Source organism: Bacillus sp. FSL R7-0685 (genome assembly GCF_038002425.1).
In the GTDB taxonomy this organism is placed as follows: domain Bacteria; phylum Bacillota; class Bacilli; order Bacillales; family Bacillaceae; genus Bacillus; species Bacillus subtilis.
The window spans coordinates 446,524-460,231 of record NZ_JBBOCN010000001.1; the positions used below are offsets into that span (position 1 = coordinate 446,524).

General features: G+C 47.2%; 14 protein-coding genes. 7 read left to right on the top strand and 7 right to left on the bottom strand.

Going from position 1 to position 13,708, the window contains the following annotated elements; translation table 11 throughout:
- Positions 1 to 19 precede the first annotated feature (19 nt).
- From MKY50_RS02310 to MKY50_RS02320, 3 genes are all read right to left on the bottom strand, one after another.
- A complete protein-coding gene (locus MKY50_RS02310) occupies positions 20 to 898 on the bottom strand; it encodes a TetR/AcrR family transcriptional regulator (protein WP_167568110.1) in 879 nt (292 codons plus the stop codon).
- A gap of 163 nt (positions 899 to 1,061) precedes the next feature.
- Positions 1,062 to 1,811, bottom strand: a complete 750-nt coding sequence (gene nfsA, locus MKY50_RS02315; protein WP_003234479.1) for an oxygen-insensitive NADPH nitroreductase — start codon at positions 1,809 to 1,811, stop codon at positions 1,062 to 1,064.
- A gap of 16 nt (positions 1,812 to 1,827) precedes the next feature.
- Positions 1,828 to 2,115, bottom strand: a complete 288-nt coding sequence (locus tag MKY50_RS02320) for a putative quinol monooxygenase (protein ID WP_003234477.1) — start codon at positions 2,113 to 2,115, stop codon at positions 1,828 to 1,830.
- Positions 2,116 to 2,254: 139 nt separating this feature from the next.
- Between MKY50_RS02320 and MKY50_RS02325 the strand changes: the two genes are divergently transcribed.
- The gene (locus MKY50_RS02325; protein ID WP_003234476.1) at positions 2,255 to 2,569 is read left to right on the top strand and encodes an ArsR/SmtB family transcription factor; all 315 of its coding nucleotides are present in this window, start codon (positions 2,255 to 2,257) and stop codon (positions 2,567 to 2,569) included.
- Position 2,570: 1 nt separating this feature from the next.
- Here MKY50_RS02325 and gabR read toward each other — a convergent pair whose 3' ends face one another.
- Positions 2,571 to 4,010, bottom strand: a complete 1,440-nt coding sequence (gene gabR, locus MKY50_RS02330; RefSeq protein ID WP_341116101.1) for a MocR-like transcriptional regulator GabR — start codon at positions 4,008 to 4,010, stop codon at positions 2,571 to 2,573.
- Positions 4,011 to 4,115: 105 nt separating this feature from the next.
- Between gabR and gabT the strand changes: the two genes are divergently transcribed.
- The 4 genes from gabT to gdh all read left to right on the top strand — a co-directional run bounded on the left by gabT (position 4,116) and on the right by gdh (position 8,674).
- Positions 4,116 to 5,426: a 4-aminobutyrate--2-oxoglutarate transaminase gene (gabT, locus tag MKY50_RS02335; protein WP_015252814.1), complete on the top strand. Its 1,311-nt coding sequence runs from the start codon at positions 4,116 to 4,118 to the stop codon at positions 5,424 to 5,426.
- Between the two features lie 68 nt (positions 5,427 to 5,494).
- Entirely contained in the window at positions 5,495 to 6,883 is a 1,389-nt protein-coding gene (gene gabD, locus MKY50_RS02340; protein ID WP_015382777.1) for a succinate-semialdehyde dehydrogenase, read from the top strand.
- A 122-nt stretch (positions 6,884 to 7,005) separates the two neighbouring features.
- Positions 7,006 to 7,869, top strand: coding sequence for a glucose uptake protein GlcU (glcU, locus tag MKY50_RS02345; RefSeq protein WP_003234455.1), 864 nt, complete (start codon positions 7,006 to 7,008; stop codon positions 7,867 to 7,869).
- A 19-nt stretch (positions 7,870 to 7,888) separates the two neighbouring features.
- On the top strand, positions 7,889 to 8,674 hold the full coding sequence (gene gdh, locus MKY50_RS02350) for a glucose 1-dehydrogenase (protein ID WP_003246720.1): 786 nt from the start codon (positions 7,889 to 7,891) through the stop codon (positions 8,672 to 8,674).
- Between the two features lie 43 nt (positions 8,675 to 8,717).
- On the opposite strand, the gene MKY50_RS02355 is transcribed toward gdh, so the two are convergent.
- The 3 genes from MKY50_RS02355 to ycnK are packed head-to-tail and all read right to left on the bottom strand — an operon-like array spanning position 8,718 to position 11,577.
- The gene (locus MKY50_RS02355) at positions 8,718 to 9,332 is read right to left on the bottom strand and encodes a YcnI family copper-binding membrane protein (RefSeq protein WP_043858126.1); all 615 of its coding nucleotides are present in this window, start codon (positions 9,330 to 9,332) and stop codon (positions 8,718 to 8,720) included.
- A gap of 12 nt (positions 9,333 to 9,344) precedes the next feature.
- Positions 9,345 to 10,970 carry a copper transporter YcnJ gene (gene ycnJ / locus MKY50_RS02360; RefSeq protein ID WP_088325309.1) on the bottom strand — a complete coding sequence of 542 codons (1,626 nt, stop codon included), beginning with the start codon at positions 10,968 to 10,970 and terminating at the stop codon, positions 9,345 to 9,347.
- A gap of 34 nt (positions 10,971 to 11,004) precedes the next feature.
- Positions 11,005 to 11,577 (bottom strand): copper uptake transcriptional regulator YcnK, encoded by a 573-nt coding sequence (ycnK, locus tag MKY50_RS02365; RefSeq protein ID WP_003234446.1) that lies wholly within the window; start codon positions 11,575 to 11,577, stop codon positions 11,005 to 11,007.
- A 164-nt stretch (positions 11,578 to 11,741) separates the two neighbouring features.
- On the opposite strand from ycnK, the gene MKY50_RS02370 reads away from it, so the two are divergent.
- Both MKY50_RS02370 and MKY50_RS02375 read left to right on the top strand, forming a co-directional pair.
- Positions 11,742 to 12,095 (top strand): hypothetical protein, encoded by a 354-nt coding sequence (locus tag MKY50_RS02370; protein WP_339202161.1) that lies wholly within the window; start codon positions 11,742 to 11,744, stop codon positions 12,093 to 12,095.
- A 171-nt stretch (positions 12,096 to 12,266) separates the two neighbouring features.
- Positions 12,267 to 13,703, top strand: a complete 1,437-nt coding sequence (locus MKY50_RS02375) for a PTS mannitol transporter subunit IICB (RefSeq protein WP_341116103.1) — start codon at positions 12,267 to 12,269, stop codon at positions 13,701 to 13,703.
- The last annotated feature ends 5 nt before the right edge of the window (positions 13,704 to 13,708 follow it).

Here is a 13,708-nt window from a genome sequence, read left to right on the forward strand (position 1 = left end):
TACATATCCCTTCTTTTCTCTAAGTAATTAACAGTGTTTTTAACATGGAAACGGGCTGTGTTAAAACACCGGTTTGTTCCAGATAGCCAATCAGTGATTTGAGTAAAAAAGCGCGGGGTTCTTCCTTCTTCGCTTCTTCCTCCAGCATGGCGGCTGCGGATGTCAGTTCATCTACGTCATAGTCCGCGGCGGACAGGGAAGAGATGCCTTTATGTAATTCCTTCAGGCTTTCCGATAATAGGACTGATTTATCCTTTGGCTTGTAGGAGGATGCTGAATGAATATAAAGCTCGATGGCTTCGGGCGGAAGAAGAGACTGGCGGGTTTCCCTGTTTTTGATAATCTGATTGAGGGTGCTGATGATAAACTCTGCGATCGGGTCAAGCTCAAGCGGTTTTTCCTCGATTTTGATCAGCATTAAAAACTCACGCATCATACCATGAAGAATGATGACCAAATCCCACACAAATGGGAGAATGGTTTCTCCATACGCCTGGATCAGCGAATCGCAGTGCCAGCAGATAATCGTCGATCTGGTCTGATGGATATGCTGTTTGACCCGGTCATTGTGCAGCTTGGGGTTTCCGTAGGTCAGCATATTGAAAAACTGCTGATTCCGCCTGAAGCCCTCCAGTTCCATTTTGACCTTTTGCGTCAAACGCTCCTCCGGTGTAAGTGCGGTATTTTCCTGAAGTCTTGAGGCTGCGGCCACCATTTGCTTCTGGTTAAATGACAGCAGCTCCAAAAGCAGATCTTCTTTAGATTGGAACAGCTTATATATCGAAGCTTTTGACATCTTACATTCTTCTGCGATCGCCTGCATGGAAACCGACGTAAAATCCTTTTCCGAAAAAAGCTTTCGCGCGGCTAACAAGATATCTGTTTTTTTATCAAGCATCTCATGGCTTCCTTCTTTCTTGAACATTAGAAAACCCATTGGTTCACAGAAAACCAATGAGTAACTATGAAAAAATTTTACCAAATAAACAAAATAGAAGTCAATGGATTTTAACCGGGTAAATGAAAGGCCTGCCGGAAAATCCGACAGGCCGAATAAGAGCTTATTTTTCAACTTTAAATCCTTGTTTTTCAAGCATTTCACGGATGTGCGGATAGTACAGGCGCTCATAGTAGGAAGCGATGCTCTGTGACCAATTTCTTGTTTCTTTTCCGTTTGTCCGTTTATTCATGTATTCAGACATCTGTTCGTCGTATGCCTGAATGTGAGACGTCAGCTCATCCTGATTCAAATAAGTTTCCTGATGATTGACAGCTTCCTGCGGCAAGCGCGGTTTTTTCGCTGAACGGTCGGCAGGATGCCCAATGACAAGGCCGGATAAAGGGAACACGTATTTTGGAAGCTCAAGCAGTTCGATCAGCTCTTGAGGGTTTCCGCGAACCGCACCGATCGGAACTGTGCCAAGTCCGAGTGACTCAGCCGCTGCTGTTGCTGTGCCGAGGGCAATACCAGCGTCTACTGCGCCGACAAGAACAGATTCCAATCCATTTGTGATTTCCATTTTGAAATCATGCAGATCTTCAAGCGCAATTTTGGCCCGGTTGAAATCTGCGCAGAACAGCAGGAAAACAGGAGCTTGATCGATCCATGGCTGGCCGCCTGCCAGTTCGGAGATTTTCTTTTTGCGCTCTTTATCCTGGACTGTGATCACAGTCACTTGCTGTCCGTTGATAGAAGAAGGGGCTGATTGCACCGCTTCAATGATTTGGTCCAATTGCTCCTGAGCTACAGGCTCATCTGTGTAGCTGCGAATCGAGCGGTGGTCTGTTAAAGATTTAATCACTTCATTCATATGGGACACCCTTTCTTTACTCGCTAAGCTCTGTGCGGACAACATCAAGAGGGGCGCTCAGCAGTTCTTTTCCTTTTGCGACAAACCCTTGGAAATGCGCAGTTTCGTTATGGAATTTCATTGCCGCTTCATCTTTCCATTTTTCAAGCATGACAAATGTATTTTCTTCGCCTACTTTTTCGAATAGGTCGTATTGCGCGTTGCCTTCCTCAGCTCTTGAATGCTGAACAAGTGATTGAGCCTCGCTCAAAAATTCCTCGCGTTTTTCTGGTTTTACTTTGATGTAAGCTTGTAATACGATCATGTAAATCTCCTCCGTCGTTATGCGAATTTATTGTTCGAATTTCATCGAACTAAATGTAACATGTATTCTAAATGAGGTAAAGGAAAAACCCTTAAATAGTAAAATTGTCATTCTAATTGTTGTGTGATACATTTGTGTCATGAACATTCCAAACCATCCAGAAACAGAAACATTGCAGCTGACAAAGGTTCTTCATGCACTTAGTGATCCGCTTCGTTTAGAGCTCGTCAAGCAATTAGCTGAAGCAAAAGAAAAAACGTGCAGCACCTGTGCAGATGTGCAGGTTGCCAAATCGACTTTGTCGCATCATTTTAAAGTTTTGAGAGAATCAGGCATCGCTCAAGTTCGGATAGAAGGAAAGCGCCGGTATTATTCGCTTCGCGCTGAAGACCTTGAAAAGGCATTTCCGGGCCTGCTTGAAGCTGTGCTGAATGTAGACCAGGATCGCTGGTGAATCAATCCCCTGTAACGGGGATTTTTTTATGTCCGTTAACCGCTTTGAAAAGCCGCTGCACACCCTCCTGAATATCTTCTTCCTTCAGCCGTGCAAAGCCGATAATGAGAGCTGGCCTGCCCGTTTGCCGCTTGTCTTCCTTCAAGTTAAATCGGCTCATTCCGAATATTTCAAGCTGCAGCCCGGCAGCATGTGACAGGATGTCTTGTTCGGTGCGCCTGGTATCAAATTCGGTAACAAAATGCAGCCCCGCATTTGCTCCTTTTACGGTAACCTCTCCGCTGAACTCTGCTTCTAAAGCGGTGATCAGGCGTTCTCTCTTTTCTTTATAATGCTGCTTCATTTTTTTTATATGCTTCTGATATTCACCAGACTCAATAAATTCCTGCAGGGTGAGCTGTGTAAGTGATGAGCAAGTCTGCAGATCATAGCCCCGCTGTTTGTATGTCCTCAACAGCTCAGGCGGCAACACCATATAGCTGATCCGCAAGCCGGGGAGAAGGGACTTTGAAAAGGTTCCCATATAGATGACATTTTGAAAACGGTCGAGGCTTTGCAGCGCCGGAATACTGTCTACATCATATGTGAATTCACTATCATAATCGTCCTCAATGATATATCGGCGCGGCTCCTCGGCTACCCAGTTCAGCAGCTGAATTCTTCTGGATACAGGCATAATCGTTCCGGACGGAAACTGATGCGACGGGGTGGTCACCAGCACATCTGGCTGCTGTCTGGTGATTTCAGCAATCGACATGCCTTTTTCATCCAGCATGATCGTCTTTACTTGTTTTCCGGCATTCTTCAAAAGCTGATACATGCGCCTGTAGCCAGGCTCTTCCATCGCATACACGGCTTCCTTGGGTAAAAGCTCAGTCAACAGCTGCATGAGCACCTGTGTGCCTGCCCCTATGATCATTTGTTCGGGCCTGCATTTTACACCCCTCGTCAGGGAAATGAGCCTGGTAATGGCCGCTCTCACTTCATATATCCCTTGCGGATGTGACATATCGCCGAGCGTGCGGTATGAGCGGGAGGCCGCTTTTTGCTCGCAGCGGAACCAGCTTTTGATCGGAAAATGGTCTGTATCGGAACTCATGTGTGAAAACGATATCCAATCGCTCTGGTCGATGTGAATCTCTTTTAGGTCATCCGGCAGTGCAAATGGAGGGTGCTCCTCGGCGGAAAACATGTCTAGTTCCTCCACGAAGAAACCCTTTCGTTCAATGGCGTACAAATACCCCTCAGCCAGCAGCTGCTGATAGGCTGAATTCACTGAATTTACGCTGACCTTGAGATTTTCAGCCAGCTCCCGCTTGGAGGGAACCTTCGAGTGCGGCAGCAGATTGCGGCTGAGGATTTCTTTTTTCAGCTTTTGATAAATTTGCTGATAGATATAATCGGCTTGTTCTGAACGATCGAGTGTAATCGTGATATCCATTTGTATTTTCTCCTTCTGATACCATCAAAAAGTTATAATTGGTACTTTTCATCATACCAAAGAGAAGTCAGAATGATAAGAAAATACCGACAGGGGGATATTCACATGAGTCAAACAACAGCAAGCATCACAACTGCACAATGGCAGCAAAAACGGGATCAATTTGTGTCAAAAGGTGTGAGCAACGGCAACCGCAGTCTGGCGGTCAAAGGAGAAGGGGCCGAGCTGTACGATCTGGACGGCCGGAGATTTATTGATTTTGCAGGCGCCATCGGCACGTTAAATGTCGGACACTCGCATCCGAAGGTGGTTGAGGCTGTGAAGCGGCAGGCGGAGGAGCTGATTCATCCTGGCTTTAATGTCATGATGTACCCGACTTATATCGAGTTAGCCGAAAAACTGTGTGGCATTGCACCGGGCAGCCATGAGAAAAAAGCGATTTTTCTTAACTCAGGGGCAGAAGCGGTCGAAAACGCTGTGAAAATCGCCAGAAAGTATACAAAGCGCCAAGGCGTTGTCTCGTTTACACGCGGGTTTCACGGGCGCACGAATATGACGATGAGCATGACAAGCAAGGTAAAACCTTATAAATTCGGTTTCGGGCCTTTTGCGCCAGAGGTTTATCAAGCGCCGTTCCCTTATTATTATCAGAAGCCGGCCGGCATGAGTGATGAAAGCTATGACGATATGGTCATTCAAGCATTCAATGATTTCTTTATCGCTTCAGTGGCGCCTGAAACGGTGGCGTGTGTCGTGATGGAGCCAGTGCAGGGAGAAGGCGGGTTTATTATTCCTTCGAAACGGTTCGTACAGCACGTCGCTTCATTCTGCAAAGAACACGGCATTGTTTTTGTTGCTGATGAAATCCAAACCGGCTTTGCCAGAACTGGCACTTATTTCGCAATTGAGCACTTTGATGTAGTGCCCGATCTGATCACGGTTTCTAAATCGCTTGCGGCAGGCCTGCCATTAAGCGGCGTGATCGGGCGTTCGGAAATGCTTGATGCGGCAGCGCCAGGGGAGCTGGGCGGCACGTATGCCGGCAGCCCGCTCGGCTGCGCGGCGGCTTTGGCAGTCTTGGATATTATCGAAGAAGAAGGACTGAATGAGCGATCTGAAGAAATTGGCAAAATCATTGAAGATAGGGCGTATGAGTGGAAAAAAGAATTCCCGTTCATCGGTGACATCCGCAGACTCGGGGCGATGGCCGCAATCGAAATCGTCAAGGATCCAGACACGCGTGAGCCTGATAAAGCAAAAGCAGCAGCGATCGCGGCCTATGCGAATCAAAACGGATTACTTTTGCTGACAGCGGGAATTAACGGTAATATCATCCGCTTTTTGACACCGCTCGTCATCTCAGACAGCCTTTTAAATGAAGGGCTCAGCATCTTGGAGGCGGGCCTGCGAGCTTAATCATTGGAAAGAAAACGGCTGGGTCTGCTATCATTTTAAGTAATCATGAAAAGAAAGGAATGTTCAATATGCCAGATCAATTAACGGTCTACAACCCGGCTACGGGCGAGGAGATCAAAACGATTCCTCAGCAATCAGCCACAGAGGTAGAAGAAGCCATTGAACGTTCACATCAAGCGTTTAAAACGTGGTCTAAAACATCAGCGAACGAAAGAGCGTCTCTTTTGAAAAAATGGTATGAGCTGATTGTTGAACATAAAGAAGAGCTTGCAGATTTAATTACAAAGGAAAACGGAAAACCATACCAGGAAGCAGTCGGCGAGGTACTTTACGGCGCAGGCTATATCGAATGGTTCGCAGAGGAAGCGAAGCGTGTGTACGGAAGAACGGTCCCGGCCCCGACAACGGGTAAACGAATTGTTGTCACACGCCAGCCGGTCGGCCCCGTTGCTGCTATCACGCCCTGGAATTTCCCGAATGCGATGATTACACGCAAAGCGGCGCCTGCTCTTGCCGCTGGCTGTACATTTATCATCAAGCCGGCGCCGGACACACCGCTGTCTGCTTATGAACTAGCGCGCCTCGCATATGAAGCGGGCATTCCGAAGGATGTTCTTCAGGTTGTAATCGGCGATGGAGAAGAAATCGGAAATGTGTTCACAAGCAGTCCGAAAATCCGCAAAATCACCTTCACAGGCTCAACACCTGTAGGGAAAATCCTTATGAAAAACAGCGCGGACACCGTGAAGCACGTCTCAATGGAACTCGGCGGACACGCCCCGCTGATCGTAGATGAAGATGCAGACATTGACCTTGCCGTTGAACAGGCGATGGCGTCCAAATACCGAAACGCAGGCCAAACCTGCGTATGTGCCAACCGCCTGATCGTTCATGAATCCATCAAGGATGAATTTGCTGCGAAACTGAGCGAGCAAGTGTCTAAGCTGAAAGTCGGAAATGGACTTGAGGAAGGCGTCAATGTCGGCCCGATCATCAACAAACGAGGCTTCGAAAAAATCGTCAGCCAAATTGATGATGCGGTTGAAAAAGGCGCGAAGGTTATTGCTGGGGGCACATATGACCGAAACGATGACAAAGGGTGCTACTTTGTGAATCCGACAGTGCTCACCGATGTCGATACGTCCATGAACATCATGCATGAGGAAACATTCGGTCCGGTCGCCCCGATCGTCACGTTTTCTGATATTGATGAAGCGATTCAGCTTGCCAACGATACACCGTATGGCTTGGCTGCTTACTTCTTCACAGAAAACTACCGCCGCGGCATCTATATTTCCGAGAATCTAGAGTATGGCATTATCGGCTGGAATGACGGCGGACCGTCAGCGGTTCAAGCGCCATTCGGCGGAATGAAAGAAAGCGGCATTGGCCGTGAAGGCGGTTCAGAAGGTATCGAGCCGTACCTTGAAACAAAATATTTGTCCATCGGTTTATAAAAGAATGCACGCTCCTGAGAGCTGCCGGATTTTCCGGCAGCTCTTTTTCTGTTCCGGCGAATAATCACAACAATTCCAGCCAAAATAACAGCAAATACATTTTGAAAGAAGGTTCCCCAACAATGGATTTATTATTGGCTCTTCTCCCGGCTTTGTTTTGGGGGAGCATTGTTCTCTTCAATGTGAAATTAGGCGGCGGGCCGTACAGCCAGACACTGGGAACGACGATCGGGGCACTCATTGTTTCTATCGTTATTTACTTTTTTGTTCAGCCCGTTCTGTCCCTTCGCATTTTTATTGTTGGAATCGTATCCGGCTTATTTTGGTCACTTGGACAGGCCAACCAGCTGAAAAGCATTCAATTGATGGGCGTGTCGAAAACAATGCCGATTTCCACAGGAATGCAGCTCGTTTCCACCTCGCTGTTCGGTGTGATCGTGTTCCGCGAATGGTCAACACCGATTGCGATTACGCTTGGCGTTCTCGCTTTGATCTTTATCATTGTGGGAATCATTCTCACGTCCTTGGAAGATAAGAATGATAAAAAAGAGGGCGAGCCAAGCAATTTGAAAAAGGGCATTTTGATTCTCCTTGTTTCGACTCTTGGTTATTTGGTTTATGTAGTAGTGGCTAGATTATTCAATGTGTCCGGCTGGTCCGCGTTGCTGCCACAGGCAATTGGTATGGTGGTCGGGGGGTTAGTTTTAACCTATAGACACAAACCCTTTAACAAGTATGCGATCAGAAATATTCTCCCAGGGTTAATCTGGGCAGGCGGAAATATGTTTTTGTTTATTTCTCAGCCGCGAGTCGGCGTTGCAACGAGCTTTTCCCTTTCACAAATGGGAATTGTCATTTCTACGCTCGGCGGTATTTTCATCCTGCGTGAAAAGAAAACGAAACGCCAGCTAATAGCAATTGCGATCGGGATTATCCTGATTATTGCCGCCGCCGTATTCTTAGGAATCGCCAAAACAAATTCATAACAAATGGAGGAGGATGTATATGTATCCGGATTTAAAAGGAAAAGTCGTCGCTATTACAGGAGCTGCTTCAGGGCTCGGAAAGGCGATGGCCATTCGCTTCGGCAAGGAGCAGGCAAAAGTGGTTATCAACTATTATAGTAATAAACAAGATCCAAACGAGGTAAAAGAAGAGGTCATCAAGGCGGGCGGTGAAGCTGTTGTCGTCCAAGGAGATGTCACGAAAGAGGAAGATGTAAAAAATATCGTGCAAACGGCAATTAAGGAGTTCGGCACACTCGATATTATGATTAATAATGCCGGTCTTGAAAATCCTGTACCATCTCACGAAATGCCGCTCAAGGATTGGGATAAAGTCATCGGCACGAACTTAACGGGTGCCTTTTTAGGAAGCCGTGAAGCGATTAAATATTTCGTAGAAAACGATATCAAGGGAAATGTCATTAACATGTCCAGTGTGCACGAAGTGATTCCTTGGCCGTTATTTGTCCACTATGCGGCAAGTAAAGGCGGGATAAAGCTGATGACAGAAACATTAGCGTTGGAATACGCGCCGAAGGGCATTCGCGTCAATAATATTGGGCCAGGTGCGATCAACACGCCAATCAATGCTGAAAAATTCGCTGACCCTAAACAGAAAGCTGATGTAGAAAGCATGATTCCAATGGGATATATCGGCGAACCGGAGGAGATCGCCGCAGTAGCAGCCTGGCTTGCTTCGAAGGAAGCCAGCTACGTCACAGGCATCACGTTATTCGCGGACGGTGGTATGACACAATATCCTTCATTCCAGGCAGGACGCGGTTAAACAAAAAAAGCGACCCAGACATCACATCTGGATCGCTTTTTTATTACGCACGCTTTTTCTTAACAAGTGCTGCTACAGATAAAATAATGGCAGCCGCAGACAGCACAATCGCTGTAATGTCTAGAGCTGAAGAACCTGAGTTTTCGGAATCGTCTTCTGTTTTCGTGGCGCCGTGCTCATCTGTCACTTGTTTTGCAGACGTGATGTTTGTAATGGAATGAGGTGTATCGGCATCCTCGTCACCTGTCCACTCAACAATGCTGCCGTCTTTGTAATATTGGTATGCGTCCCAAGCGGCTTCCTCCGCTTTGTCAGGGTTTTTGGCAACAAAGGTAAACTGCTGGAACTGTCCTTCCTGAATCCCTCCGTCAGTCGCCTCCCATGTCACGGAGACTGATTTGTCATCATGTTTTTGAGTGGAAACCTTCCAGCCCGGAATTGGCTCATATTGCTGGAATTCAACATCCTTCGGCATTTTGAGGACTACCTTCGTTGTCGGCAGATTTTTCTCAGAAGGGACCTTCATTGTATACGTTTCCCAAGAGCCTGCAGCAGACTCAGCCGGTTTTACAGAAACGTGCGCGCTGGCAGGGGCCGTAAATAATAAGAGGGAGCCGACAATAGCCGGACATAGTGTCAATGCGATTTTTTTCAACAACGTAAACACTCCTTAATTGGTCTTTGTAAACATGATATTGATTTCGTTAAAGTCGCCGGTCAGGCCGTGGACTTTGATCTTCCAGTTTCCTTTTTCATTAATCGACAGGTTTTGATCTTGGAAGACGCCTTTTGTTTTTTCTTTTAATGTAAAGGTGCTTTTGTTTTCGCTGCCTGACAGGCCTGTTTTATAAACGGTTAACGTGATTTGCTGGATGTTTTTCACGGGATCTCCGTTATGGTCGGTGACCCGCAGCTCAAAAACATTTTTTCCGGGCTGGTTTGGGCTGATGCTGAGAGAAACGCTTTGTCCGTTCTCAATCGCTTTGGTTTGGTAGAACGGTTCCGGCGCTGGCTCAGGCGGGCTTGGCAGGCTTGTAAACACGGCAGCTGTGATCAATACAGCGATGCCGATTGCCCACTCCGCTTTCAACGTTCGGCTGATTCCTGTGCGGCGCTGCTTTCTGGTAAGCAGAAAATGAATCGCACCTAAGACCAGCATGAAAACAAACAGCCCGCTTTTCACTAAAAGAGCTTGGCCGTACGCTGTATGGAATAGTGAATCCATTGAACGAATGATGAAAAATCCATTGAGCAAGCCTGAAAACAAAATGACGCCGACTGCAGTGAGCGCCCATGGGGAGAACCGTCTGACCGTCTCCCACGCGAGCGTTTTGTCAGGCTGCCTCCATTCTTTTGAGAGCAGCGAAACGAGTGCCGCTATTCCGCCAACCCAGATGGAAGCGGAAGTTAAATGAAGGAAATCCATCAAAATGCCGACCGTTTTTTCTTCAACGACAGCAGCATGCCCGGTAAACGCCTTGGCGAGCAGGAGACCGAAAAAGAAAATGAGCGGCGCTGTCCAATAGCCAAAGGATGAAAAGCGGTTTTTTCGTATCGCAGGGATGACAGACAGTGCGAGCAGCACGAACAGCGCGGCCTGTATGATCCAAATGGAGCCGCCTGCTGTCTCAAACAGTGTTTCTCTGATGTAGCCCGGCTGGAATGCGCTGCCCCAGCCGCCGCCTGCGTTCGCTTTTGTCTGAATCGGAAGCTGAAGCAAAAGCGCCAGCCCCAATGCTGCGATCGAGCCGGTCAGGATACGTCTCGTCCGTTTGACGAGCTGTTCTGATTTCCCTTTATACCAGAAAAGATGGAAGAAAACCGTTCCGATAAACAGAGATAAGGCTGTATACAGAATCGCGCGATCTGCTGCTGTTCCCGGATTCAGCGCTGAGTCGGCTGCTTTTTGGCTGCTGAAGCCGCCATCCGCTTTCCCGATACTGAACGGAATGACGCCGGAAACAGGATGTCCATCCGCGGATACGGCATTCCATTCCGCTCTGTACACATCTTTAGGCAGATTCTTCTTCAGCTTCACTGTCATGATGTGATGATTATCTTTTTTGATTTCAGTCTTGTCCGTATCCACACGGTCGCCGTTTGAATTATAGACTTTAATGTAATGAAACCCTTCTTCAACCGGTTCATTAAATTCGATTTCCACCTGCGCAGGGGCGCTTTTTAATTCGCTGTTTTCCCCAGGTGAAGATTTGACAATATAGGCGTGAGCAAAGCTTGTTTTCGGCAGGAAAACAAGAAAAAGCAGAAGGATGATCCACCATCTGTTTCGCTTCATCACTCAGACACCACCTTCCGCTGTATGTGTTGTGTTATTTCTTGGTGCAGGTGCAGCGTTTCTTTCTGTCTTGAAGCATGTCTTCCAGCGCTTGGTCGAAAGTGCGGACGGCTCCGCCGAATCCTTTTTGAAATCGTTCGGCATGGTCAAGTGTCGCAAACGGAATGGCCTGCGGCTGGCAGCAGTGCAGGTTTAATTCAGCATTTACGACGAAATAAGCCGAACCGGCACTGACGGTTGTCTGTAACAGAAAATCTCTGCAAATCAAGTGTGAAACCTCTTCCGTTTTATCCGCGTAACGCAAAAACGCGCAATGTGCGCAGCATAGCTGTTCAATGTCTTGGTTTACCGTAATCAGCTGAACCGAATGAGCTTGATTGACGGGCTTCAAGCAATAGCTGCACATATGATCCGTTTGAGGTGTTCGGGCGGGGAGCGTGATGCCGCCGGCCGTTTTAATGACCTGATTTGACTGAACCAGCTGATTGACATCTCTGTATACCGTCATTTCCGAAACGCCAAACCTTGCGCTGATGTCAGAAATTCTGAGCGCGCCTTCTTCTTTCAGCCACTTCAGTATGTGTTGCTGTCTATTAATCGGAAGCATTCATACACCCTCTTCATTAAGATCTATTTAAGCGTAGAGGATTTTAGAGACAGAGACAAGTAAGCTGATGATAAAAAATGTGAAAATGTGTTGAACAACAACAAAACGAAACAGAAGGGACTCTGGTATAATAGACATATGGAATAGAAAGTGAGGAATACCCTATGAAAGAAACACCATGCCCGAACTGCGGCAAACCTTTGACAGGCGACATGGTCAGATCATCAAATGTGCCTTGTCAATTTCGCTGCGGACACTGCCGGGAACGGCTTTGTGAATATAAAGTATCAGCTCCGATTATGCTGGTATCATTAGCGGCCATTGTGCTGCTCATTTATCTTTTGCTGCTCCTCCGCAATGCGGCAGGTTCAATGCTGCCGGCTGTACAGCACGTGCCGATGGCTGTTTTTGCGCTTGTGTGCGCCTATCCCGTTTTTATTGTGAGTGAGCGGATGATTGCAAAGTACGTGATTCAAAATGGCAACATCATTTATAGAGGAAAGAGAAAAGGCTCCTGAAATCAGGAGCCTTTTTATTTTTAAAAAATTGTCACAGTCATGTGCCAAAGTCCTCTTTACTTTCAATTGTATAGGGACTGTAAGCGTTTTAACATAGAGTCAAAGGGAAGCATCATTCTCTGAACATACTTTTTATCTTACAGCGACAAACAAAACAGGGAGGGTTTATATATGCAGCAGCAAGAACAGCAGCAAGGCGGCATGAAAGTGAAAGTGCAGCGCTTTGGGAGTTATTTGAGCGGAATGATCATGCCGAATATCGGCGCGTTTATCGCGTGGGGTATCATTACCGCGCTGTTTATTCCGGCAGGATGGTTTCCGAATGAACAGCTGAACACGCTGGTCAGCCCGATGATTACGTATTTATTGCCGCTTTTGATAGCGTATACAGGCGGAAAAATGATCTACGACCACCGCGGCGGAGTTGTCGGAGCGACAGCGGCAATTGGGGTGATTGTAGGATCGGATATTCCAATGTTTTTAGGCGCAATGATTATGGGTCCGTTTGGCGGATACCTCATTAAACAGACTGATAAATTATTCAAGGATAAAGTCAAGCAAGGCTTTGAAATGCTGATCAACAACTTTACGGCAGGGATTGTCGGCGCGGCTTTAACGATTCTCGCGTTTTACGCCATCGGCCCGGTTGTCTTGACGCTAAATAAATTGCTGGCGGCTGGTGTGGAAGTCATTGTACACGCTAATTTACTGCCGGTAGCCAGTGTTTTTGTAGAACCGGCGAAAGTGTTGTTCCTTAACAACGCCATAAACCATGGAATCTTAAGCCCGATCGGAATCGAGCAAGCATCTCAAACAGGAAAATCAATTCTGTTTTTAGTAGAAGCAAACCCTGGACCGGGGCTCGGCATTTTGCTGGCCTACATGTTCTTTGGCAAAGGATCTTCAAAATCAACGGCTCCCGGTGCGGCGATCATCCATTTCTTCGGAGGGATTCACGAGATTTACTTCCCGTACATTCTGATGAAACCGGCCCTGATTCTCGCAGCCATTGCCGGCGGAGCAAGCGGACTCTTAACGTTTACGATCTTTAATGCCGGACTTGTCGCGGCAGCGTCACCGGGAAGCATTATCGCATTGATGGCAATGACGCCAAGAGGAGGCTATTTCGGCGTATTGGCGGGTGTATTGGTCGCTGCAGCTGTATCGTTCATCGTTTCAGCAGTGATCCTGAAATCCTCTAAAGCTAGTGAAGAAGACCTGGCTGCCGCAACAGAAAAAATGCAGTCCATGAAGGGGAAGAAAAGCCAAGCAGCAGCTGCTTTAGAGGCGGAACAAGCCAAAGCAGAAGAAGCGTCTGAGCTGTCTCCTGAAAGCGTGAACAAAATTATCTTTGCGTGTGATGCGGGAATGGGATCAAGTGCCATGGGGGCATCCATCTTAAGAAACAAAGTGAAAAAAGCGGAGCTTGACATCAGTGTGACCAACACGGCCATTAACAATCTGCCAAGCGATGCGGATATTGTCATCACCCACAAAGATTTAACAGACCGCGCGAAAGCAAAGCTGCCGAACGCGACGCACATATCAGTGGATAACTTCTTAAACAGCCCGAAATACGACGAGCTGATTGAAAAGCTGAAAAAGTAATCTTA

Bases quoted from the DNA above. Each gene is read 5' to 3' on its own strand.
- MKY50_RS02370 (WP_339202161.1), top strand. From the start codon at position 11,742: ATGAAAGAAACACCATGCCCGAACTGCGGCAAACCTTTGACAGGCGAC.
- gabT (WP_015252814.1), top strand. From the start codon at position 4,116: ATGAGTCAAACAACAGCAAGCATCACAACTGCACAATGGCAGCAAAAA.
- ycnK (WP_003234446.1), bottom strand. From the start codon at position 11,577: ATGCTTCCGATTAATAGACAGCAACACATACTGAAGTGGCTGAAAGAA.
- gdh (WP_003246720.1), top strand. From the start codon at position 7,889: ATGTATCCGGATTTAAAAGGAAAAGTCGTCGCTATTACAGGAGCTGCT.
- nfsA (WP_003234479.1), bottom strand. From the start codon at position 1,811: ATGAATGAAGTGATTAAATCTTTAACAGACCACCGCTCGATTCGCAGC.
- ycnJ (WP_088325309.1), bottom strand. From the start codon at position 10,970: ATGAAGCGAAACAGATGGTGGATCATCCTTCTGCTTTTTCTTGTTTTC.
- glcU (WP_003234455.1), top strand. From the start codon at position 7,006: ATGGATTTATTATTGGCTCTTCTCCCGGCTTTGTTTTGGGGGAGCATT.
- MKY50_RS02320 (WP_003234477.1), bottom strand. From the start codon at position 2,115: ATGATCGTATTACAAGCTTACATCAAAGTAAAACCAGAAAAACGCGAG.
- gabR (WP_341116101.1), bottom strand. From the start codon at position 4,010: ATGGATATCACGATTACACTCGATCGTTCAGAACAAGCCGATTATATC.
- MKY50_RS02325 (WP_003234476.1), top strand. From the start codon at position 2,255: ATGAACATTCCAAACCATCCAGAAACAGAAACATTGCAGCTGACAAAG.
- MKY50_RS02310 (WP_167568110.1), bottom strand. From the start codon at position 898: ATGCTTGATAAAAAAACAGATATCTTGTTAGCCGCGCGAAAGCTTTTT.
- gabD (WP_015382777.1), top strand. From the start codon at position 5,495: ATGCCAGATCAATTAACGGTCTACAACCCGGCTACGGGCGAGGAGATC.
- MKY50_RS02375 (WP_341116103.1), top strand. From the start codon at position 12,267: ATGCAGCAGCAAGAACAGCAGCAAGGCGGCATGAAAGTGAAAGTGCAG.